Source organism: Pseudomonas sp. GV071, from assembly GCF_003050835.1.
Classification (GTDB): domain Bacteria; phylum Pseudomonadota; class Gammaproteobacteria; order Pseudomonadales; family Pseudomonadaceae; genus Aquipseudomonas.
Genome location: NZ_QAOJ01000006.1, coordinates 339,687 through 362,340, shown reverse-complemented (window position 1 = coordinate 362,340; position 22,654 = coordinate 339,687). Strand labels below are relative to the sequence as shown.

Sequence of the window (22,654 nt, the reverse complement as noted above, 5' to 3'; positions counted from 1 at the left end):
GGCCGAAGGCCTTAGTAGATGTTTTTCGACAGCAGGGTGAACGGCGTCTTGATCAGGATTTTCACGTCCAGCCACAACGACCATTGGTTGATGTAGTTGAGGTCCTGGTTGACCCGTTGCTGCATCTTGTCGATGGTCTCGGTTTCACCCCGGTGGCCGGTGATCTGCGCCAGGCCGGTGATGCCCGGTTTGATCCGGTGACGGGCCATGTAGGCGCGGATCTTGTCGGTGTAGTAGATGTTGTGGGTCACCGCGTGAGGGCGAGGGCCGACCAGGGCCATTTCCCCGAACACCACGTTGAACAGCTGTGGCAATTCGTCGATCGAGGTGCGGCGGATAAACGCGCCCACTTTGGTGATGCGGTCGTCGCCACGGGTGGCTTGCTTGACTACGGTTTCTGGCGCGTGAACCCGCATCGAGCGGAATTTCCACACCTTGATCACTTCACCGTTCCAGCCGTGGCGTTCCTGTTTGAACAGGATCGGGCCAGGGGAGGAGCGGCGTACCGCAATGGCGATGCCGATCATCAACGGGCTCAGCAGCAGCAAGGCGAGGGCGGCCAGGGAACGCTCCATGGCTTCCTTGGCGAACAGAGCCGCCGGGTGCGAACTGATCGGGCTTTCGTTGAGGTAGATGGCGGGCATGTGTTCGATTTCGGAGATCGACTGGTTGAGCAGCAGCATCGAACCGAAGTCTGGAATCCACACCACGTCGACGCTCATGTCGAGCAGGTCGATGTAGATGTTTTCGATGTGTTGCACCTCGCCCAGCGGCACGGCGATGTACACCCGGCGAATGTTTTCGCGCTCGATCACCTCACGCAGTTCGTTGAGGTTGCCCAGCACCGGCAGGTCGCAGTTGTCGTTGGCGTTGCTGTTCTCGGTGGCGATCATGCCGATCAGAGGCACGCGGCTCGGGTGGCTGAGTTTCTCTGCCAGCTCTTTGGCCAGGGTACCTGTGCCGACGATCACCGAACGGCGGTCCTTGCGCAGTTTGCGCGAGTGCAGACGGGTGATCATGCGCAGTGGGATATAGCTGAGCACCTGGACAGTGAAGCCAAGAATCGCCCAGCTGAATACCACTTCACGGGAGTACACACCGGTGGTCTGCGTGGCGAAGGCGATGGTCATCAGCGCCCCCAGCAGCAGGCACCAGCCAGCCAGCAAACGGCCCATGCCCGAGAGCAAGCGGTGGCGTTTGTGGTAGACCTGCAGGGCGGCGTAGCAAGGCACCGAACCGAGGATGGTGAGAACACCGAGTACCCGGTATTCGCTCGGGATCGAGCCGAATTTCATCACCACCAAGGCGGTGAGTACCAGGTTGGCGAGGAACATGGCAGTCACCCATTGGCCCCAGAAGGTCAGGCCACGGCGATTTGCCATGAGGTTGCTGTGTTGGGAAGTCATTTAGCGGTTACCTCCACGCGTGCAGTAGTTTCGGGTCCATGCGCTCTCGTCGGTGGCGCTCATGCAGAGCGTCTGGTCCAGACCGTTGGTCTGGGCGAGGGCGAACAGTGATTTCGCAGCTTCGTTGGTGCTATCCATGGCTTGGCGTGCAGAAGTGACAGCGTTCACGCGTTGTTGGTGGTTCAGCATTGGCCACGCGCGTAGGCCAATGCTTGCCAGTTCCAGCTGCACATCGGGGCGGTAAGGGCCCCAATGGTTGGCTTGGTTGAGTGCGTGGGCGAATTCGGCATCGAACTCGCCCAGGGCGTATTTGCTATGGGCCAGGTGCGCCCAGGTGTTCGGCCAGGTCGGGCGTGCCGCAGCAGCCTGGCGAAACGCCTGGGCCGCCAGCAGGCGCGAGGGGCGGGCGCTGTCGGCGCCAACCGGCTGGTCGAAGGCCTGCCAGGCGTACACCTGGCCGAGTTGATCGAGGTAGGTGCCACTGGCCACCGGGCTGAAACGTTCAGCCTGTTGTGCAGCGTTGAGGGCGGCCTGCCATTTCTGTTCAGTGGGTGCCACGTTGGTCTTGTGCCAGCGCTGTACAGCCAGTTCGGCGCGGTAGCTGGCCAGGCCCGCCAGGGCCATTTCGCCAGCCGGCAGCAGCAAGGCCACGGCACCGGCCAGGCACACCACCGTAAGGACTCGCTGGGTGGTGCTCTGCGGCTTCGGCGGCTGGCGGTTGCTGCGCCGTTCGCGGCTGCGGGGTTGTTCTACGGCCAGATCGTTCATGCAGCACTCGCGTTGGCAAAATGGCTTCGGGCGATGCGCCACGGGTTGTCGTCCACCAACAGGCGGGCGGCCGACTCACCGAGCAATTCGGTGGCGTGGGCGAGGCCAGGTAACAAGTTAGGCGGACGATGTTTCATGTTGTGTGCATCACTGGCGAGAATCGTGACCTGCCCGGCGAGTAGAAAACGTTCGGCCAATTCCTGCGCAGCGGCGCCAAAATCGCCGGCAACCGAACCGGCCGTGACCTGCAATAAACAGCCTTGAGCGAGGAAAGGTTCAATCCGTTTGTAGTTATTGCCACCCATCAGGCTTTTGTTGCGCTCGGGGTGGGCAATCAGCGGCTGGATGTTGTTCTTCAGCATCCAGGCAGTGAGCTTGTCGGCCTGCGCCGGAATCTCCTGGTGGGGGAATTCCAGCAGCAGCACGTTGCGCCCATTCCACTCGCCGAGGAACGGCAATTCGCCGCGCAGGGCCAGGTTGATCAGGTCCGAATCAAACCGCGCTTCGGCCGCTGCACTGACCTGCAGAGGAATGCCGGCCTTGCTCAAGGCCACGGCAAAACGCTCGACCACGGCACTGATGCTGGTCTTGCTGTTGTTGTAGCGGCCCGGGTGCAAGTGGGGCGTGCAGACCATGTGGGTGGTGCCGCAGGCAACCGCGTGCGCAGCCAGCTCCAGGGCCTGGTTCATGTCAGCGGCACCGTCGTCGATGCCTGGCAGCAAGTGTGAATGCAGGTCAATCATGTCGCCTCCGGGCGAAGCTCACGCAGGCCATGCGCCTTTTTCAGGGCGCACAACAGGCAGCTTGCGGCGGATTAAAAAGTTATCGGCAGGTGATCCATGACCTGCGTCGAGCGCAGGTTCGGATCCATCGGCAAGTGGTCAAAAGGCCCCACTCAGTGTCACAAGTCCGCCAGACATCAGCGCTGTGGTTGCGGCGTTTCGCCGTAGTTTTCGTAGTAGTTGGAGTAGCTGTAGCCGTAACGTTTGGCCTTGCGCAGGTCCACTTGGTTAAGCACTACACCGGTCACTGGTGCATTGTTCTGCAGCAGCTGACCCACGCCTTTCTGCACCATCGGAATCGAGGTGCTTTCGGCGCGTACGACGTACAACAGTGCGTTGGAAATAGTTGCCAGCAGCATCGAGTCGCTGACCGCCTGGGTGGGTGGCGAGTCGATGATGATACGCTGGTAGCGGGTTTTCAGCAGGTCGAGAATGTTGGTCAGGCGCGACGACGACAGCAGTTCCTGCGGATTCGGCGGCACCATGCCGGCCGGCATCATGTCGACGTTGCCGACAGTGCGGATGCAGTCTTCGAGCTTGGCGGTACCGGCAATCAGGTTGGCCAGGCCAGGCGTGCCGACCGGGAAGTCGAAGTTGCGGGCCATGGTCGGACGACGCAGGTCGGCATCGATCAACAGCACTTTTTCGATGTGCGCGATGGAGAACGCCAGGTTGCTGGCGATCGAGCTTTTGCCCTCGCCTGGAACGGAGGAGGTGACCAGCACGATCTGCCGCGGGGTATCCAGGTCAGACAACACCAGGCTGGTGCGCAGGGTGCGGATCGACTCGCAGAAACGCTTGTCCTCGTTCTGCTCGAACATGTGCGCAATCTGCTGGCGTTTCTTTTTCGCCACCATCGGGATGACCCCGAACACCGGCACATTGAGTTTGTTCTCGACGTCGTCAGTGCTTTTGAAGGTGTTGTTCAGGGCTTCGAACAGCAGGGTCAGGCCGATGCCCATCACCGCCGCGAGCACGGCGGCAATCGAGACGATCATCGACTTGCGTGGTTTGCTCGGTTTGATCGGCACGATGGCTTTGTCGACCACGCGTGCGTTCGAGGAGTTGATGTCCGAGGTCGCTGCGGTTTCTTTCAAGCGGGTCAGGAAGGTTTCGTACAGCACGCGGTTGCTGTCGACTTCACGTTGCAGCTCGCGCAGCTTGAACTCTTTGCGCGAAATGTCCTGGATCTGCGCCTTGTTGCTGTTGAACGACTTGTTCAGCGAGCTTTCGTTGGCTTGAGCCAGTTGGTAGTTGCGTTCGATACCGGCGACCACCAGTTCCACCTGCGACTGCAAGCTGGCGGTAGCGGCGGCGAGGTCAGAGCGCGCGGCAACCATGGCCGGGTGCTTGTCGCCATAACGACGCGACAACTCGTCGACCTTGGCTTGGGCCTTGGCCACTTCGCCTTTGAACTGTTGAATCAGCGGGTGACCGAGCACGGCCGGCACACTGGCCAGGCGGTCGAGGCCGCCGGAGTTCATGGCCTGCACTTGGCGATACTGGCTTTCGGCTTCGGCACGGGCGCGGCGGGCATCGATCATGCGGTTGCCGGTCATCGACAGCTCGTTGGCACTGATGGTGGCGACACCGTCGACGTCCACCAGGCCTTCGGATTCGCGGTATGCCTGCAGGGTGTTCTCGGCATCCTTGAGTTTGCCGCGCAGCTCTTGCAGACGGGAGTTCATCCAGCTGGTGGTGGCCAGCGACATGTCGAGGCTGGCGTCCAGTTGGCTTTCGATAAAACCATTGGCCCAGGCGTTGGCGATTTTTGCCGCCAGCTCGGCGTCCGGCATTTCTACCGTGATCGCCAGCAGCTTGCTCTTGCCCACCAACTGCACGCCGACCATGTCGCGTACACGCTGGGTGACTTGATCGAAAATGTCTTGTTCGCTGGGGCCGCTGTCATCGTCATGGAACAGGCCAGGGGCGAACTCGGCGACGCCCAGCGATTTGATCATGCCGCGCAGGCTGAACAGTGGTTGTGGCTGCTGGCGCGGGTCGAACAGCGGGTGACGGGTAAGATCCAGTTCATTCACCACGCGCTCGGCGAGGGCACGCGATTGCAGCAAGCCCAGTTGGGTTTGCAGGTATTCGCTGGTGGTGTCGGCCGGGTCGTAGATCTGTTGGAACGACAGCACCTGAGGATTCTTTTCCTCGATCATCAGGGTGGCGCTGGCCCAGAACAGTGGCTTGATGTTGAGTACCGCAACCACGGCCAGCATGGTGACGATGACGACCAGAGCGGCGATGTTCCACTTGGCTTGCCAGAGCACGCTGCCGAGTTTCACCAAGTCGATGACGTCGTCGTCTTCGTTGGTATTTCGGAAGGGCATGACGCGTTCTGCGTTGATGCGCTGGATATCGTTCATCAGAAAAAACCTTGCTCGATGGTGATGGTGTCGCCAGGCAAAATGGCGGTTTCGAGAGTGGCTTTCTCGCCTTGGCGGGTTTCGCCATTACCACGAACGATGGTCACGCGTTTGGTCGATGCACGTTCGGTCAGGCCGCCGGCCAGCGCGATGGCGCGCTGCAGGGTGAGCCCGGGTTGATAGGGATAGCCGCCGGGTTTCTGCACTTCACCGCTGATATAGAACTCGCGGTAGGTGATGACGCTGACCGTGACCTTGGGGTCTTTCAGGTAGCCGTCACGCAGTTTGTCGGCAATCAGTTCTTCGATCTGGTTAGGGGTTTTGCCCAGTGCTTTGACCTGCCCCAGAAACGGGTAGGAGAAAGTGCCGGCGTCGTTCAGGCGAACCTCCTCGAAGCTCAGATCGGCTTCGCCATACACGGCAATGCGCACGACATCACCGGAGGCCAGCTTGTACTGACCATCGCCTTCGGCGAGGGCCAGTTGGCAAACAATCAGGGTCATCAGCGAAACAAGAATTCTGCGGATCATAGGTACGACTCAGATATAGGTACGACTCAGGTTGCTATCGCTCAGAGACTGCCGGTGAAGCTGATCATGTAGACGTTACGGGTGTAGCTTTCATCGGCGGCGCTGGAGTCGTTGTCCTTGTAGGTGTACCCCAAGGCGACATCCAGCCAGCGGCGCGGTTTGTAGGTCAGGCTTACACCCGAACGGGACAGGTCGTCCGAACGGTCCTGGCCTTCGTAGTCGCGCGTGGCAAATTCATAAAACACCTTCGAGGTGATCCGCGGGGTCCATTCGTGCGACCAAGCCAGCATGGTGCTGGTGTTCTTGATTGCATCCGAACCGTCGTCACCTTCATCGAAAGCGCGGCTGGTGGTGAGACTGACCTTGGAATAGGTACGCGGTTCCCAGTCGACGCCGATCTCCCACATCGGGCTGTTGAGGTCGTCACGGCTGCTGTCATCGAAGTCTTTTTTCTCGTAGCCAACACGCACCTTGCCGGTGGTTTTCGCTGTGGCTTCCCAGGTGCCACCGACCAGCACGGCATCGGCCTTGCTGTTGCGCGGGCTGTCTTTGAGCACGTAGTCGTAATCAGCGTGACGCAACTCGACCAGTGACTCGGTCGAACCGCCGAGGCGGTGGTACCAGACCGCGTTGACGGCGGTGGTGTCGCGCTCTTCATCGGCGTTGATGTCGCCGCTGTTGTCGTAACGCAGTTCTTCGTAGGTGGCGCCGAGGTCGAGGCGGTTGGCCGCCGATTGCGAGCCCAGGGTGTACACGCCACCGACGGAGGTGGAGTGGTACTTGTCGTTTTCATCTTCCACGGCGGTGTCGCCGGTGTCTTCGGTCTTGCGGTACTGCGCCTGCAGCTTGAGACGCTGGCTGGCGCTGAATTCCATGATGCTGTCCAGCGTCACCTTGTGGTCGGTGTTACTGGCATCGGAGTCGTCGTGGTAGATCTCGCTGTTGGCTTCATAGCGCAGGCGGTACGCGCTGTTGCGGTCCTCGGCCAGCAGCTCGAAAGCCGGTTTGATGCTGGTGATCCACGACGATTGTTTGTCGTGTTCGAGTTCGCGGAAGTTGTCGTCGTAGCTTTCCTTCACGCCCAAGGTCGGGGTGAATTGCAGGCCGAACACGTCGACACTTTGTGGTTCCAGTGCCCAGGCCGAGGCGGGCAGTACGGTCGGAGCTGCAAGCGTGAGGGCTAGCCGACGGATCGATTTCATGCGAAGTCCTTGCTGTGTTCATTCCTGCGGCGAGGCGCGCGTCAGGGCATACGAGAAAGCTGTGCCGCTTCGCTTAGTGCGCGGCATTTACAAATGGTTTCATCAAGTTATGTGCCGTGTATCAGCTCGGGCTGGCGCTGTTCAGATTACTGGCGCTGCCGGCGTTGCCTGTGCTGGGTACGCCGGTTCCACTGCTGTCCACGCTCAGGCTGGCCGCACCGGCGGCGGTGGGCTGCAGATCGGACGCCAGGGTGGCGAGCTCGGCGGCTTGCTCCGGGGTAACGGCAATCGCTGCGGCGAGAATTTCGTTGAGTTGCTGCGGCGCGGCAGTGACCAATGCCGACACCAGGACGCTGGCCAATTCCGGGTGAATGGCGACGCTTATCGAGGCAATGGTCGCCGCGTTTTCCGGGGAGCGCTTGGCCAATTTGCCCAGCGCAATCGCCAGGCTCTGGCCAGTGGCGGCGCTGAGGCTGCGCACCTGGTTAATGCTCAGCGGCACGTGCGCGGCCTGAAGCGCGCCAACGGTTTGCGGGTCGGCATGGGCTGCGTTCACGGTCAGCAAAGACAACAGGGCGGTGGCGTAGATGGCACGCATGGGATGTCCTTCAGGGCTGGCCTGGTGCAGAGCTGGCGATGCTGGCCAGCCTCGGAAAAACGGTCCTTTCCCCCACGCTACCGCCCCAAGGTTACACGTATGGTCCTTGATAACGCTGTGGCTGTAAGTGTGGTGAAAGCAGCTTCGGTGACGCGTTTTAACGGTCTTTTCACGCGCTCTTGATGTGGCTCAAGGGCACGCGTACAGGTTGTTCACGACTCAATAACTGCAGCAGGATCATCACCCGCTCGGTGCCATCCATTGCCAGGAAGATGCCTTCCAGCGTGTTCAATGGCCCCTGGATGATTTGCAGCTTGTCGCCCGGCTTGAACAGCTGGCTGGGCATCTCCCCCGAACAGCGCGCGCGCAAATGCTCGATCACCTGATCGGTGACCGTGGCGGGGCCGTGGTTGAAGTTGACGATGCGACTGACTCCGCGTGTGGAGCGCAGCGCAGACCAGTTGTCCTCATGGCTCAACTGGATAAACAGGTAACCGGGGAAAAGCGATTCGAGCACGCTTTGGCGCTTGCCACGCAACAGGCGTTGCGTCACCAACTGCGGCCGGAAGGTCACATAATTCTGCCGGAGCAAATTGTCCTCGGCGCGGCTGTCTTGACGTGCTTTGCACTGCAAGAGGTACCAGGCCGGCTGGGTGGTGCTGAGTCTTTCCATAGACCGTTCACTCCACTTCGCGAGATCAAGCTGGCTGAGATATCTGGGGCTGTGCGCTGAAAAAGCCTACGCACCTGCTCCAGGACCTAATTCCCACAAAGCACAAAATATGCCACTACCTAAATGCCATGCTAACGAAGCAATGTGTCGCTTTCATGGCGCTCGCGATTAGCGAGGATTTCTAGCTGATTTCGTTAGGTTTATTTTTATTGAAAAGTTCAAAAAAAATTAACCGGCGCGCAGCGGGGGCGGAGCATAAGCTGGCTTTTGCAGGGATGGCAACCTGCTATCTTTAAAGTTGTGAACTGTATTAAGTCCCTTACACATCAGGGAAAACGCTGTTTTTTCAGTGCGAAACATCCCACTGCAGCACCGCCTGGTCAGGGTTTGACCCGACTTTGGTTGGATTGTTTTTTTTGCTTTTGTTCAAGGTTTTTTCCGTTCGTTCGTCCGATCAACGGTCGGTTTGTAACGGAGAAATTACCCGCTGCAGCCCAAGCGTCCCAGGCGCTAGAGCGATTTGTGCACACTTGCTGTGCAGTAAAAGTCCCTGCTGCTACTAAACGATGACAAAGCGGGCTTTTTTAGACGGTCGGCGTTGGTTTTTACGCCGTATCGGCCAGGCGGCAGGTCTATCGTGCCGTGCAGGCGAGGTGAAATGGCGCAGATTGTTGTTGTGCTGCTCGTGGGGCAGCAGTGTAAAAGCCGGTGTAGAGCCGTCTGGCGGGGTTCTATGGGGTGCAAGGGACGCCCGGTTTTGGCCCGAGCGAGCGCTAGGTTCTGCTGAGGAAGCGAGAGTCGCCGCTTCGCTATAGCGAATGGCTTACAAGACGTGGGTCGGATATCGCCTTTTATGCTTGTAGGAAGTTTCTTAATCTATACCCGTCACTGAAGCGCAGGGAGTGCTTCAGGATCAGGGACGATCGACCATTGCCATGATGGCTGCCGACAGGATGTTGGGATGGTCTGAGAAAAACCCGCTTCGGCGGGTTTTTTGTTTTCTGCTGTTTGGGTTTGCTTGGCGTTTAGTGGTGATCTTCCTTGGCTGTGTGACAGTCCCCGCGAAGCAGTAACTAGTTAAACGTACTGCTCACCACCCCCGCTTCAATCACCTTGGCTTCAATCACCTTCTCGCTGCCCAAATTCCTAACCCGAATTACATCCCCCAACTGCCCATTTGCCAACGCCTCACCCACCGCCTTGGCCTGAATCCCATCCTGGTTTGCCTGAATCACCACCTGCTGCCCGCGCTTGACTAGCACCGCCCCGGTCAGTAACGCCGGCGTCAGCTGCTGGCCTTCACGAATGCGCCGCTTGGCACTCAAGCCCACCACCTGCTCAACCTGGTTGAAATACCCCCGCGTCGCCTTGGCGATGTTCACCGGCTGCAGCTGCAGATCTCCAGCGGTGATGCCCTGCCCACGCTCCAGCCCGACACGGGCAAACACCACCGGCACAAACACTGTGGCCAAGGTGCTGGCATTGACCTTCCAGCCCGACGCATCCGCGCAGCTCAGCACGAAACGCTGACGTGCCAGGGGCGATGGATCGTCCCCGCTACGTGTCACCAACAAGGGTTGGCTGCACGGTTGGGCGGGCAGGGCGCCAGGCAGTTCGTGTTGCAGTTGTACCTGCGGTTTTTGCCAGCCCTGCTGCTTGGCCAGCGGAGTGATCAGCTGCTGCATCTGTTGCGCCAACGCCTTTTCCACTTGCTGGCGAGAGGTGTCGCTGGCCTGGCTGATGGCGCTCAAACCGAGCAACAGGAAAAGAGCGGAAATGGCTCTTCCGCATGGCCTGCAATAACGCCGCGAAAGCGGAAGTGCAGCGCCTTTATTGTTTCTGATGGTTTTTGAATTATTCAATTAAATCAGCCAGATACAGTTGTTTTAGCAGCCCGGCACGGTTCGTGCTCTAGCCCAATCAGCAAAATGTACCGAGAGGGTTGGCTGATGAGTATACGGGTTGAAGAAGCACTGGGCGTGCACGTACGTGCCCTCGATTTACGCATGCAGCGTAGCGAAATTCTCGCGGCCAACCTGGCCAACGAAGACACCCCTGGCTTCAAGGCGCGGGACATCGATTTCGCCGGTGAGATGTCGCGCCTGAACAGCCCGTTCAGCGCGCAACTGACGGCCAGTACCAGCAGCGCCACGAGCGAGCTGATGTACCGCGTGCCGACTCAGCCTTCACAGGATGGCAACTCGGTGGAGCTCAGCGTCGAGCAGGCGGAGTTCTCCCGCAACTCGATGGATTTCCAGACCAGCCTGACCTTTCTCAGCATGAAATTCCGCGGCCTTAAACAAGCCATCGAAGGACGTTAAGCCCATGGCATTCGATTCGATCTACCGCATCGCCGGCTCGGCGATGAATGCGCAAACCGTGCGCCTCAATACCGTGGCCTCGAACCTGGCCAACGCGGATTCCGCTGCCACCAGTGCCAAGGATGTGTACCAGGCGCGCAAGCCGATGTTTGCCGCGGTGTACGAGAACGGCGAGCTCTCGCGCAATGCCGGCATGGGCGGCGCCCATGTCCAGGTGCTCGACGTGGTGCAGTCCGGACGTGACCCGCAGCGCCGCTACGAGCCCGGTAACCCGCTGGCTGACCGCGATGGGTATGTGTTCTACCCCGACGTCAACGAGATCGAAGAGATGACCGACATGATGTCGGCCTCGCGCAGTTTCGAAACCAACGTTGAAGTGCTCAACCGTGTGAAAAGCATGCAGCAGGGTCTGCTGAAACTGGGAGATGCCTGATGGCTAGCGTGAGTTCAACCAGCACTACCACCAACAGCAACGACACCGCACTGCCATCCCAGGCGGTGAACCTCAATGACGTGTCGGAGCTGCAGAACAATTTCATTAGCTTGATGGTCGCCCAGGTGCAGTACCAGGACCCGACCAACCCGGTGGACAGTTCGCAGTTCATCAACCAGTACTCGGCGCTGTCGCAGGTGCAGAGCCTAGAGAACCTCAACACCATCCAGAAGAACAGCCTGGTGCTCTCCGACAACCTGCAGAACCTTACGGCTGCCGGATTGGTGGGCCAGCAGGTGATGGTCGCGGCCGACAGCGTGCAGCTCGACGGCACGGCCCTCAGCGGCCAGGCCAAGCTGGAGCACAACTCGTCCACCACTACCCTGCAACTGACCAACGCCAACGGTGTGGTCACTGAAGTGCAGTTGGGCCCGCAGGATGCCGGGCTGATGAGTTTCAACATCGACCCCGAAGCCCTTGGCTTGCCTGCCGGCAAGTACGACGTGGCGATCAAGACCAGCAGCGGCGAAATCCCCAAAGTGGAGATCGGCGGGGTGGTCAGCAATGTCCGCGTTAGCAGTGAAGGCCCGGTGCTGGAGGTTGAAGGCATTGGTTCGGTGCCGTTCTACAACATCGTTGAATTTGGCGCCGGCACCCGCACGGCCTGAGCCCTTCTTTCCATTCCAGACAAGGTGACCCTCCATGAGCTTCAACATTGCCCTGACCGGCCTCAACGCCGTTAGCGACCAACTCGACACCGTCAGCAACAACATCGCCAACGTCGGTACCGTCGGCTTCAAATCCTCGCGCACCGAGTTCGGCAGCGTGTATGCCGACAGCCAGGCCATGGGCGTTGAAGTACTCGGCAACACCCAGAGCATCAGCCTCGGCGGCTCGCTGACTTCCACCAGCCGCAGCCTCGACCTGGCAATTTCCGGCGGTGGTTTTTTCGTGGTGAAAAACACCACGGGCGAGCAGCAGTACACCCGCGCCGGTGTGTTCGGCACCGACACCGCCAACTATGTAGTGAACAGTTCCGGCCAGCGTCTGCAGGGCTACCCCACCGACGCCGACGGCAATCTGCTTAACGGCACCATCAGCGACCTGCAGCTGAAAACCGGCAGCCTGCCAGCCAAGGCCACCGACAGCTTGGGCTTTGTCGCCAACCTGGACGCCGATGAAACCGTGCCGGCCGCCGCCTTCGATGTGGCCGATGCCGCCACTTACAACTCCACCTACACCACCAAGGTGTTCGACTCCCAGGGCAAGGAACACACCCTGACCCAGTACTTCGTCAAGACGGCGGACAACAGCTGGACCAGCCACAACTTTGTCGACGGTACCGCCTCGGGCAACACCAACCTGAGCTTCGACTCGGCCGGCATGCTCACCGCCCCGGCCACTCCAGTGACCGTCAACGCCGCTGGCCTGGCTGGCGGTGTTGACCCCCTGGCGATTGCCGTGGACTTCACCGGCACCACCCAGTACGGCTCGGACTTCGCCGTGACCACCAACAAGGCGTCCGGTTACGCCTCGGGCGAGAAGACCGGTATTGCGGTCGATGAGGGCGGCAAGATCTACGTCAACTACAGCAACGGCGAGCGCCTGCTGCAGGGCCAGGTAGTCCTGGCCAACTTCGCCAATGCCGAAGGCCTGAAAAACGTCAGTGGCACCGCCTGGACCGAAACCAGCAACTCCGGCGCCGCACTGATCGGCGCACCCGGCGTCGGCCAGTTCGGTTCGGTGATCACCGGCGCGCTGGAAGGCTCCAACGTCGACCTCACCGCGCAATTGGTGACCCTGATGGAAGGCCAGCGTAACTACCAGGCCAACACCAAGGTGCTGACCACCGACAAAGAACTCAATCAAGTGCTGTTCAGCGCCATCTGAGGTTGAACCATGGACCGTTTGGGCTACACCGCGATGACCGCCGCCAGCCGCACCATGAGTGCCCTGGGCGTGCGGGCGAACAACCTGGCGAACGTCAACACCCCGGGCTTTCGCGCCGACATGGAGCGCGCCGAAACCGTCGACGTGCAGGGTTATGGCTACGACAGCCGGCACCTGGCGCTGCCGCAAAGCAGTGGGGTGAACATGACCTCCGGCACCCTGGCCGCCACCGGCCGCGATCTGGATTTCGCCATTCGTGGCGATGGCCTGATCGCCTTGCAGGACGGCACCGCTGAGGCCTACACCCGCCAGGGCAACATGCTCGTGGACGAGCAGGGCCGGCTGACCATCAACGGTCGCCAGGTGCTGGGCGAGGGCGGGCCGATCGTGCTGCCGGAGTACGACAGCGTGTCGATCGGCAATGACGGCACGGTGTCGATCATGCCCCGTGGCGACTTCGTGATGGCCGAGGTGGACCGCATCAAGCTGGTCGACGCCGAGCCAGCCGACCTGGTGAAAACCCAGGCCGGCCTGCTGGTGCGTAAAGACGGCCAACCGGCCCAGGCCAGCGAGGATGTACGGCTGGTCAGCGGCCACCTGGAAACCAGCAACGTTTCGGCCATCGACCAGTTGACCGCGACCATGAGCCTGAACCGCCTGTTTGAAACCCAGGTAAAGATGATGAAAGCCGCCGAGGACTTGTCCGAGGCCGGCACCCGCTTGATTCGCGGCTAAAGGAAGAACGTTATGAGCACTGCATTGTGGGTCAGCAAAACCGGTCTGGCCGCCCAGGACACCGCCCTGTCGGCCGTGGCCAACAACCTCGCCAACGTGAACACCACTGGTTTTAAAAGCGACCGCGTGGTGTTCGAGGACCTGTTCTATTCCATCGACCTGCAGCCCGGTGCCCAGGCCGACCAGGTCAACACCGTGCCCTCGGGCATTCAGCTCGGTAGCGGTGTACGGGTGGCCGGTACGCAAAAGGTGTTCACCGAGGGCAGCATGCAGACCACCGGGCAACCGATGGACCTGGCGATTGTCGGCCGCGGTTTTCTGCAGGTGGAAGCGCCCAATGGCGACACCTACTACACCGAGAACGGCCAATTGCAGCTGAACGCCGAAGGCATGGTGGTCAACTCCCAGGGGCTGCCCCTGGTGCCGGCGATTGAAGTGCCCACCGGCAGCAGCAGTTTCACTGTCGGCAGCGACGGCATCGTCACCGCCATTCTGCCGGGCGATACCGCACCGAGTGAGCTGGGCCAGATCACCCTGGTCAACTTCACCAACCCGGCCGGCCTCGAGGCCCTGGGTGGCAACCTGTACAAGGAAACCGTCGCCAGTGGCGAGCCGGTGGAAGGCGTGCCTGGCGAAGAAGGCCTCGGCACTCTCAAGCAGGGCGTGCTGGAAGGCTCCAACGTGCAGGTGGTGGAGGCGATGGTCAACATGATCGCCATCCAGCGCGCCTACGAGGCCAACGCCAAGGTGCTGGACGCCGCGTCCGGCATGCAGCAATTCCTTAATCAGACCGTCTGACCGCCATGAAAACAGCCCTGTTGATAACTGCGGCCCTGCTGCTTGGCGGCTGCGCCAGCTTCAAGGAAATGCTCCCCGACGAAGACTCCAGCGCCTACCAGCCGCTGGACCTGGATTACAGCCTGCCGCCCACCACCGGTGGTGGCCTGTTCCGCTCCGGCTACGGCGGCGCCCTGACTCAGGATCAACGGGCGCTGCGCATTGGCGACATCCTCACCGTGGTGCTCGAAGAGGTCACCCAGTCGAGCAAAAGCGCCGGCACCAGCTTTGGCAAGGAAGCCAGCGTGGCGGTGGGCATTCCCACGGTGCTGGGCAAAACCTACGACAAGCTGGAAAGCTCGGCGGACGCCTCGCGCGACTTCGACGGCTCGGCGAAAAGCTCGCAGCAGAACTCGTTGCGCGGATCCATCGCCGTCACCGTGCACCGCGTGTTGCCCAACGGCACCTTGCTGGTCAAGGGCGAGAAAAACCTGCGCCTGAACCAGGGTGAAGAGTTCATTCGCCTCACCGGCCTGGTGCGCGTGGATGACATCAACCGCTTCAACCAGGTGTCGTCGCAGAACATCGCCAACGCCAATATTTCCTATGCCGGCCGTGGCCTGCTCAATGACAGCAACTCGGCCGGCTGGCTGACGCGCTTCTTCACTTCGCCGATCTTCCCGCTGTGAGGCTGCCTGCCATGCGCGTGCCGCATCTGTTTTTTGCTCTGGCGCTGTTGGGCGCCGGCCGTGTTGCCTGCGCGGTGCCGTTGTTGGACCTGGTGGATGTCGAAGGCATTCGCGGCAACCAGTTGATTGGTTATGGCCTGGTGGTGGGCCTGGACGGTACCGGGGATAAAAACCAGGTGAAGTTCACCAGCCAGTCGGTGGCCAACATGATCAAGCAGTTCGGCATCAACCTGCCGGCCAACGTCGACCCGAAACTGAAGAACGTCGCCGCCGTGACGGTCACCGCCAGCGTGCCGCCGTCCTACAGCCCGGGGCAAACCGTGGACATCACCGTGGCTTCGCTGGGCGATGCAAAAAGCCTGCGCGGTGGCCAGTTGCTGATGACCCCGTTGCGCGGGGTGGACGGTGAAACCTATGCCCTGGCCCAGGGCAGCCTGGTGGTTGGCGGCCTCAACGCCACCGGCCAGAGCGGTTCCAGTGTGGCGATCAACAGTGCCAACGGCGGCCGCGTACCGAATGGCGCGACCATCGAACGGATGATTCCCAGCGACTTCACCAGCCGCCCGGACATCATGCTCAACCTGCGCACGCCGAGCTTCCAGACCGCGGCGAAAATCGTCACCGCCCTGGGCCGGGTGTTCGGCCCGGGCGTCGCCAATGCCCTGGATGGCACCAAGATCAGCCTGCGCGCACCGGCCGCCGGCAACCAGCGCACCAGCTTTATGGCGCTGCTGGAAACCGTGGAAGTGGAAGAGGGCCGTGAGCGGCCGAAAGTGGTGTTCAACAGTCGCACCGGCACAGTGGTGGTCGGTCAGGGCGTGCGGGTGAAAGCGGCGGCGGTGGCCCATGGCACGCTCACCGTGACCATCAGCGAAAACCCCCAGGTCAGCCAGCCCAACGCCTTCTCGCAAGGGCAGACGGCGGTGACGCCCCAGTCCGATGTGTCGGTGACCCAGGATAAAAACGCCATGTTCAAGTGGCCCGAAGGCGCCAGCCTGGAAAGCATCATCAACACCGTCAACAGCCTGGGCGCGACCCCGGACGACGTGATGAGCATCCTGCAAGCCCTGGAACAGGCCGGCGCGCTGAATGCCGAACTGATCGTGATCTGACTGTGAGCGCCGTGTGACATGAGCATTGTTTCTCTTCCAACCGCCATCAATAACGCGCGCACGCTGAACGCCCCCGGCAGCGACCCGCGCCAGCAATTGCAGGCCGCCAGCGAACAGTTCGAAGCGCTGTTTCTGCAGCAGATCCTCAAGCAGATGCGCAAGGCCGGCGACGTGCTGTCGGCCGGCAGCCCGATGCGCAGCCGCGAGCTGGACACCATGCGCGACTTCTACGACGAAGCCATGGCCGAGCACCTGGCCAGCAGCAAACAGACCGGCATCAGCGACATGCTGGTCAAGCAGCTTGCAGGCAGTGTCACCGCGCCCATGACCCTCACTGCCGCGCAGCAGGCCGCCCGTTCGGCCGAGCTGCCACGCAGCAATATCCAGCCGCAGCAACCGCTGGCCAGCAACTGGGAGCGCGGCGTGGCCGCGGTGAATCAGGTGTGGCAGCGCGGCACGGCGGCGCTGGGTAACCTGGTGGACAGCCTGATCGACCATGAGTCGGCCGGCGATATCGCTGCTGTTTCAACCAAGGGCGCCCGTGGCCTGATGCAGCTGATGCCCGGCACCGCCCGTGACATGGCAGCCAAGCTCGGTCTGGAGTTCAGCGAAGAGCGCCTGACCCGCGACGGCGAGTACAACAAGACCCTGGGCGTGGCCTACCTGAAGGACATGCTCGAGCGTTACGACGGCCACCAGGCCCTGGCGGTGGCGGCCTACAACGCCGGCCCCGGTAAGGTCGATGAGTGGCTGCAAAAAAATGGCGACCCGCGCACCGGGCAGATCGGCACCGAGGCCTGGGTGCAGCGCATTCCCTATGAGGAAACCCGCAACTACACCCGCAGCATTCTGCAGGACCTGCAACAGCAACGCCTGCGTGGCGAAGCCCCTGCGCCGCAGCCGGTGCGCGCCAGCCTGGATGAGCGTCTGCAAGTGGGCGAGCTGCTGGGCATGGCGGCCAGCCGCACGGTCGACCTGCGCGACAAACCGAACTCCCGTACCGATGAATTTAAGCCGGCTGCCGAAGCGGTCGCCTTGGATCAGAGAGTGGCGGATTTACCCAGCCAGCGGCCGTTGCATCAATCGCTGTCTGCGGCCTTCGCCCAGTCGATTCGAACTGCTTCCCGTAGTTAACGAGCGGCTCCTGTTTAAAGAACCAGAAGGAAACCTGTCGTGACCAATTTGACCCAGATCGCCTACAGCGGTGTGCGCGCCTCGCAGATCGGCCTGTCGGTTACCGGGCAGAACACCGCCAACGTCAACACCCCTGGTTTCAGCCGGCTGAATGCGGTGATGAGTTCGGTGTCCGGGCACGGCAGCCGCAGTGGCGGCGGCGTAGAGGTGAGCAGCATCCGGCGGATTTCCGATGACTTCCTCAACCAGCAGCTGTGGCGCGCCACCACCTCGCAGAATTACTACAGCACCTCGCAGCAGTACCTGACCTCGCTGGAAGGGCTGATGTCGGGTGACGGTTCAAGCATCAGCGTCGGCCTGGACAACTTCTTCGCGGCCGTCAGCGAGGCCAGCGCCACGCCCGACTCCATTGCCTTACGCCAGCAGATCATTGCCGAGGCCGGCAACCTGGCCCAGCGCTTCAATACCCTGGGCGGCAACTTTCACACCCAGCTGACGTCGTTGCAGGAACAGCGCGGCTCGATGGTCACCGCGATCAACGGCCTGACCAACAACATTGCCCTGCTGAACAAAAAAATCATTGCTGCCGAAGCCGGTGGCGCCGATTCGGCGACCCTCAAGGACCAGCGCGAAAGCCTGGTCAGCGAGCTCAGCCAGTACGCCAGTGTGCGCACCAACACCGCTGCGGATGGCTCGCTGGCGGTGTCCTTGGCCAACGGCCAACCGCTGGTGGCCAGCACTTCGGCAGCGCAACTGAGCGTCAGCCTGACGCCCACTGGCGAACAGGAGATCGGCCTGGCCTTTGCCGGTACCACCTTTTCCCTTAGCCAGAACAACCTCGGCGGTTCCCTCGGCGCCCTGTACGACACCGAGTACCAGGTGCTGCGCCCGAACCAGGATGCCTTGAGCGACATGGCCGAGCAGTTTGCGCGGATGGTCAACGACACCCTCGCGGGCGGCTTCGACCTCAACGGCAATGCCGGCCAGGCGCTGCTGGTGTTCACCCCCGGCAGCAGCTCGAACATGCTCAGCCTGAGTGGCATCAAGGCGGCCGACCTGGCGCTGTCCGACAGCACCGGCGAAACCGGTAACAACGGCGCGCTGCTGGAGCTGCTTGAGCTGCGTAACCAGACCATCACCGTCAACGGCAACCAGGTCAGCGTCAACGATGCCTACGCCGGCCTGATAGGCGACATCGCCAGCGTCAGTCGGCAGAACGAGGCCGATCTGACCACGGCGAAAACCGTTACCAGCCAGGCGCAGACCCAGCGCGACAGTGTCAGCGCGGTGAACCTGGATGAAGAGGCGGTGAACCTGATGAGTTACCAGCAGGCCTACCAGGCCAACATGAAGGTCATCAGCACCGCCAAGGATTTGTTCGACACCATGCTGGCGGCGTTCTGACTGCCAGCCGTGCCCTGATCAACGACGATGAGAAACGCCATGCGCATTACCAACTCGCAGACCGCTGCCACCATGCTCAACTCGATGAATCGCAACTCATCGGAGATGGCCGAGCTGATGCAGAAAATGTCCGACGGCACGCGCATTCTCAAGCCCTCGGACGACCCCGTCGCCAGCGTGCGCTTGCTGCGTATCCAGCGCGCCGAAGCGAGCCTGACCCAGTACGGCAAGAACATCACCAACGTCTCGAGCAACCTGTCGATTCAGGAAACCAACCTGCAGTCGACCTCCGACACGATGCTCGAAGTCCGTGACCTGCTGCTGTGGGCGGCCAACGGTTCGAACACCTCGGCCGACCTGAATGCCATGGCCAGCGAACTGTCGAGCCTGGAAAGCACGGTGCTCAGCTACCTCAATGTGCGCGACGAAGAAGGCCGCTACCTGTTCTCCGGCACCCTTACCGATCGCCCGGCCGTGGCCTACGACAGCGCCACCGAGACCTATAGCGCCAACGGCAACGACAAGACCCGTCAGGCCGCCGTAGCCAATGGCGTGCTGGTGCAGGAAAACGTGGCGATTGCCGGCGTATTCGGTACCGGCATGGACTTTCTCAACACCCTGCACAGCGTGGTCAACCTGCTCAAGGACCCGGCGCTGGACAGCACGGATCCGGCCACCGTGCAGCAGATTCGCGATGCCATTACCCAGCTCGATGCCAGCCATGGCGGGGTGTTGAGCAGCATCACCGAACTGGGTGGGCGGCAGAACACCCTGACCCTGCTGGATAACAGCAACCAGGATGTGTCGCTGGTGAACAACCAGATCGATGGCGAACTGGCGGGCCTGGACTACGCCGGTGCGAGCATCGATCTGCAGAACTACAAACTGGCCTTGCAGGCGACGCAGAAGACCTACCTGACGGTCAACGACCTGTCGCTGTTCGACCTCCTGTAATTCGCTGCCTGAACGAGACTCGCCATGAAGGTTGAAAAGCCGCTGACGGCCATTGCCGCCCTCGACCCCCAGGAACGCCGCCAGGCGGTGCTGCGCGATACGCCCGTGCCGACCGCGAGCAAGGCGGAACCGGCGGCCAGCCAGGCCAGCGCCAGCGAGCGCCCGCGCAGCAAAGGCGCGAGTTTCAACCTGCAACTGAACCAGCAGCTGTCCTCGATGCAGTCGGCGGAAAGCTACCTAGACGAACTCAGCAGCCGTCTGCGCCAGCTGAAGATCAACCTCAGCCGTGAAATCAGCGCGGCCCAGGGCGCCGACAAGGAAGGCCTGCAGCAGGCCATGCAGCAGGTCAACCAACTGCTCGCCGAACGTGCCGAGCGCTCCGGCGGCACCTTGGACAGCAGCCTCAAACTGCGCCTCAACGAGCCGCTGCGCAGTCGCTTCAGTTTGAGCGGCCTGGATTCATTGGCGGCGGTGCAAGCCTCCGGCAAGGAAACCTTGCTGTTCAGTGCCGGCCGGCAGTCGTCCGAGCCTATTGCCGTGGTGCTGGATGACGACATGAGCGGCGAGCAGGTGCTGCGCCGCTTCAATGTCAGCCTCGGCCAGATCGGCGTGCGAGCCGAGCTGGGGCAGGGCGGTGAGCTCAAGTTCTCGGTGCGCGAAAGTGATTGGCAGACGCTCAAGCCGCAACTGGCGGTGCAGGGTGAAGGCAAGCTGTTCGACAAGGGCAGCTACAAGCCGGTGCAGAGCCAGGACGAGCAGTTGTTCAACTTCCCAGCCGAGATCAGCGCCGACAGCCAGCGCGACCTGCGCCGGGTGCTGGACTCGGTGGTGGCGGCGTTGGACAAGGTCGGTGCGATCCGCGACCAGCTCAGCCACCGGCAGCAGGAAATTCGCGACTTTCTCGCCCGCCAGGCTGATAACGATGAAAAACAGTGGGCCGCCGACTACGCCAGCTCCGCGTTCAACCTGGTCAATCGCTCGCCGGCCAGCTACGCGGCGGTGACCCAGACGGTGGTGGCGCAAGCCAATATCAGCCGCTTTGCGGTCGTCAGCCTGTTGTCCTGAACGGCAACCTTGCCGTTTTTTCTCGCCTTGGGGGGAGGTATGTACCACCGATTGTGCGCACGGCTGCGCCGCCTCGCCGCCTGGTATGGGCTGGGGGCAAAACGCCGGACTGAACGGTCAACTTCGCGCAAGGTTTTACATCCCTGGGACATTCAGCGGCGCAATGTGCAGATACCGGGAAACCTGGGTTTTCTTCTGGCGCTGTCTCGGATTATGCTCACCGCCATTGCGGGTCGTGCGTACCAAATGTGCCTGGCGCCGCGCACGGTTTTTCACAGAGAGGCCTACATGGTTTACATCCAGCGCGACGAACACGGCAAGCTGCTGCGGGTTGAGCAAGAGCCGTTTCCTGAAATGAGCGCCAGCATGGCGGTGGAAAGCGAAGAGCTGCGCAACTGGCTGAACACCAAGCTGGAAGTGCAGGCCAAGCTGGAAATCCTCAAGGAATCGGACTGGAGCCTGGTGCGCGTGCTGGAAGACGTGGTCAGCGTGCTGGTGGAAAAAGGCCTGATCAGCTATACCGACCTGCCCCTGCCGGCGCGGCAGAAACTCGATCAGCGCGCCATTGCCCGCGCCGATCTGGAAGGCATTTCCGATCACCCTGAGTTGGAATAACTCAGAGATCAACGACCCTGAGCGCCATGCCCACCTGCAAGGTCCGGGCAATGTCGCCGGCCCGTTCGCGTAGTAGCGCCGGGGCCTGCCGACACGCTTCTTCCAAGGTCATCGGCCCAGCGGCCAGCGAGAACGCGGCATCGATGCCGGCCGCATACAGCTGGGCATAACCCTCACCCAAGGTGCCCGCCACCACCACCACCGGAACCCCGGCTTGCTTGGCCACCCGAGCGACGCCCAAGGGTGTTTTGCCGCGCAGGGTCTGGGCGTCGAAGCGGCCTTCGCCGGTGACCACCAGGTCGGCGCCCTTGACCTTGTCGGCCAGGCCGGTCAGTTCCGCCACTACCTCGACGCCGGGGCGGAAGGTGGCATTGAGGAAGGCCTTGGCGGCGAACCCGATGCCACCGGCAGCACCGGCGCCGGGCTCGTCACGGCGATCAGTGCCCAGCACCACAGCGGCGACATCGGCGAAGTGGCCGAGGGCGGCGTCCAGTTGCTGAATCTGTTCCGGGCTGGCGCCTTTCTGTTTGCCGAACGTGAACGATGCACCGTGCGGGCCGCACAGTGGGTTGTCGACGTCAGCTGCGACTTCCACCTGAACGTTTGCCAGGCGCGGGTCGAGGCCCTTGGTGTCGAGGATGGTCAACACCGACAGCGGCAGGCCGCCTGGGCCGATGGGATGGCCACCGGCGTCCAGCAACTTCACCCCCAGGGCCTGCAACATGCCGGCGCCGCCGTCGTTGGTGGCGCTGCCGCCAATGGTCAGAATGATTTTCTGCGCGCCGGCATCCAGCGCGGCCAGGACCAACTCGCCGGTGCCACGGGTGGAGCTGAAGCGCGCATCGCGCAGTTCCACCGGCACCAGTTGCAGGCCGCTGGCTTCGGCCATTTCGATGATTGCCGTGCGTGAGTCCGGCAGCCAGCCCCAGCGGGCTTTCACCTGCTGCCCCAGCGGGCCGCTGACCAGGCTGCTGCGGGCTTCACCGTTGAGGGCGGCGAGAATCGCATCCACCGTGCCTTCGCCACCGTCGGCCATCGGGCACTGCACTAACTCAGCATCCGGCCACACGTCCTGGAACCCCAGCGCCAGGGCTGCCGCGGCTTCGGCAGCAGCCAGGCTGTCTTTGAAGGAGTCGGGGGCGATGACGATTTTCATAGGGGGCTCCGGCGGATAGGAACACGCATGCTGGCATG

23 protein-coding genes are annotated in these 22,654 nt (G+C 61.7%); 13 read left to right on the top strand and 10 right to left on the bottom strand.

The features are described 5' to 3' along the window. Positions 1 to 11 precede the first annotated feature (11 nt). From C8K61_RS14275 to flgA, 9 genes are all read right to left on the bottom strand, one after another. A complete protein-coding gene (locus C8K61_RS14275; RefSeq protein ID WP_108096915.1) occupies positions 12 to 1,406 on the bottom strand; it encodes an undecaprenyl-phosphate glucose phosphotransferase in 1,395 nt (464 codons plus the stop codon). Beyond that, positions 1,407 to 2,174: a hypothetical protein gene (locus C8K61_RS14270; RefSeq protein WP_108096914.1), complete on the bottom strand. Its 768-nt coding sequence runs from the start codon at positions 2,172 to 2,174 to the stop codon at positions 1,407 to 1,409. It lies immediately after the preceding gene. Beyond that, on the bottom strand, positions 2,171 to 2,917 hold the full coding sequence (locus C8K61_RS14265) for a tyrosine-protein phosphatase (protein ID WP_108096913.1): 747 nt from the start codon (positions 2,915 to 2,917) through the stop codon (positions 2,171 to 2,173). The genes C8K61_RS14270 and C8K61_RS14265 overlap by 4 nt, the downstream gene beginning before the upstream one ends. A gap of 176 nt (positions 2,918 to 3,093) precedes the next feature. Then, positions 3,094 to 5,328, bottom strand: a complete 2,235-nt coding sequence (locus tag C8K61_RS14260) for a polysaccharide biosynthesis tyrosine autokinase (protein ID WP_108096912.1) — start codon at positions 5,326 to 5,328, stop codon at positions 3,094 to 3,096. Continuing rightward, positions 5,328 to 5,831 (bottom strand): polysaccharide biosynthesis/export family protein, encoded by a 504-nt coding sequence (locus C8K61_RS14255; RefSeq protein ID WP_256589436.1) that lies wholly within the window; start codon positions 5,829 to 5,831, stop codon positions 5,328 to 5,330. The genes C8K61_RS14260 and C8K61_RS14255 overlap by 1 nt, the downstream gene beginning before the upstream one ends. A 68-nt stretch (positions 5,832 to 5,899) precedes the next feature. Beyond that, positions 5,900 to 7,060, bottom strand: coding sequence for an outer membrane beta-barrel protein (locus C8K61_RS14250; protein ID WP_108096910.1), 1,161 nt, complete (start codon positions 7,058 to 7,060; stop codon positions 5,900 to 5,902). Positions 7,061 to 7,181: 121 nt separating this feature from the next. Next, complete coding sequence (locus C8K61_RS14245; RefSeq protein ID WP_108096909.1) at positions 7,182 to 7,658, bottom strand: hypothetical protein; 477 nt, start codon at positions 7,656 to 7,658, stop codon at positions 7,182 to 7,184. A gap of 169 nt (positions 7,659 to 7,827) precedes the next feature. Beyond that, positions 7,828 to 8,331, bottom strand: a complete 504-nt coding sequence (rfaH, locus tag C8K61_RS14240; protein ID WP_108096908.1) for a transcription/translation regulatory transformer protein RfaH — start codon at positions 8,329 to 8,331, stop codon at positions 7,828 to 7,830. Between the two features lie 1,073 nt (positions 8,332 to 9,404). Then, positions 9,405 to 10,082 (bottom strand): flagellar basal body P-ring formation chaperone FlgA, encoded by a 678-nt coding sequence (gene flgA, locus C8K61_RS14235; RefSeq protein ID WP_256589435.1) that lies wholly within the window; start codon positions 10,080 to 10,082, stop codon positions 9,405 to 9,407. Between the two features lie 198 nt (positions 10,083 to 10,280). Between flgA and flgB the strand changes: the two genes are divergently transcribed. The 13 genes from flgB (at position 10,281) to C8K61_RS14170 (ending at position 21,460) form a co-directional block, all read left to right on the top strand. Next, the gene (gene flgB, locus C8K61_RS14230) at positions 10,281 to 10,652 is read left to right on the top strand and encodes a flagellar basal body rod protein FlgB (RefSeq protein ID WP_108096907.1); all 372 of its coding nucleotides are present in this window, start codon (positions 10,281 to 10,283) and stop codon (positions 10,650 to 10,652) included. Positions 10,653 to 10,656: 4 nt separating this feature from the next. After that, a complete protein-coding gene (gene flgC / locus C8K61_RS14225; protein ID WP_108096906.1) occupies positions 10,657 to 11,085 on the top strand; it encodes a flagellar basal body rod protein FlgC in 429 nt (142 codons plus the stop codon). After that, positions 11,085 to 11,753, top strand: coding sequence for a flagellar hook capping FlgD N-terminal domain-containing protein (locus C8K61_RS14220; RefSeq protein ID WP_108096905.1), 669 nt, complete (start codon positions 11,085 to 11,087; stop codon positions 11,751 to 11,753). Before flgC ends, C8K61_RS14220 begins: the two co-directional genes overlap by 1 nt. 34 nt (positions 11,754 to 11,787) lie before the next feature. Further along, entirely contained in the window at positions 11,788 to 12,975 is a 1,188-nt protein-coding gene (gene flgE / locus C8K61_RS14215) for a flagellar hook protein FlgE (protein ID WP_108096904.1), read from the top strand. A gap of 9 nt (positions 12,976 to 12,984) precedes the next feature. Beyond that, on the top strand, positions 12,985 to 13,710 hold the full coding sequence (locus tag C8K61_RS14210; protein WP_108096903.1) for a flagellar basal body rod protein FlgF: 726 nt from the start codon (positions 12,985 to 12,987) through the stop codon (positions 13,708 to 13,710). Positions 13,711 to 13,722: 12 nt separating this feature from the next. Beyond that, positions 13,723 to 14,508: a flagellar basal-body rod protein FlgG gene (flgG, locus tag C8K61_RS14205; protein ID WP_108096902.1), complete on the top strand. Its 786-nt coding sequence runs from the start codon at positions 13,723 to 13,725 to the stop codon at positions 14,506 to 14,508. A 5-nt stretch (positions 14,509 to 14,513) separates the two neighbouring features. Beyond that, positions 14,514 to 15,176, top strand: coding sequence for a flagellar basal body L-ring protein FlgH (flgH, locus tag C8K61_RS14200; protein ID WP_108096901.1), 663 nt, complete (start codon positions 14,514 to 14,516; stop codon positions 15,174 to 15,176). Between the two features lie 11 nt (positions 15,177 to 15,187). After that, on the top strand, positions 15,188 to 16,288 hold the full coding sequence (locus C8K61_RS14195; RefSeq protein WP_108096900.1) for a flagellar basal body P-ring protein FlgI: 1,101 nt from the start codon (positions 15,188 to 15,190) through the stop codon (positions 16,286 to 16,288). Positions 16,289 to 16,306: 18 nt separating this feature from the next. Continuing rightward, positions 16,307 to 17,422, top strand: coding sequence for a transglycosylase SLT domain-containing protein (locus C8K61_RS14190; RefSeq protein WP_108096899.1), 1,116 nt, complete (start codon positions 16,307 to 16,309; stop codon positions 17,420 to 17,422). Between the two features lie 39 nt (positions 17,423 to 17,461). Further along, positions 17,462 to 18,826 (top strand): flagellar hook-associated protein FlgK, encoded by a 1,365-nt coding sequence (flgK, locus tag C8K61_RS14185; protein ID WP_108096898.1) that lies wholly within the window; start codon positions 17,462 to 17,464, stop codon positions 18,824 to 18,826. 39 nt (positions 18,827 to 18,865) lie between these two features. Next, positions 18,866 to 19,780 carry a flagellar hook-associated protein FlgL gene (flgL, locus tag C8K61_RS14180; RefSeq protein ID WP_108096897.1) on the top strand — a complete coding sequence of 305 codons (915 nt, stop codon included), beginning with the start codon at positions 18,866 to 18,868 and terminating at the stop codon, positions 19,778 to 19,780. Between the two features lie 24 nt (positions 19,781 to 19,804). Further along, positions 19,805 to 20,845 carry a hypothetical protein gene (locus C8K61_RS14175; RefSeq protein WP_108096896.1) on the top strand — a complete coding sequence of 347 codons (1,041 nt, stop codon included), beginning with the start codon at positions 19,805 to 19,807 and terminating at the stop codon, positions 20,843 to 20,845. Positions 20,846 to 21,133: 288 nt separating this feature from the next. Beyond that, the gene (locus C8K61_RS14170; protein WP_108096954.1) at positions 21,134 to 21,460 is read left to right on the top strand and encodes a tryptophan synthase subunit beta; all 327 of its coding nucleotides are present in this window, start codon (positions 21,134 to 21,136) and stop codon (positions 21,458 to 21,460) included. 1 nt (position 21,461) lies between these two features. Here the strand turns inward: C8K61_RS14170 and C8K61_RS14165 are convergent, their stop codons facing one another. Next, positions 21,462 to 22,616, bottom strand: coding sequence for a glycerate kinase (locus C8K61_RS14165; protein WP_108096895.1), 1,155 nt, complete (start codon positions 22,614 to 22,616; stop codon positions 21,462 to 21,464). Positions 22,617 to 22,654 lie beyond the last annotated feature (38 nt).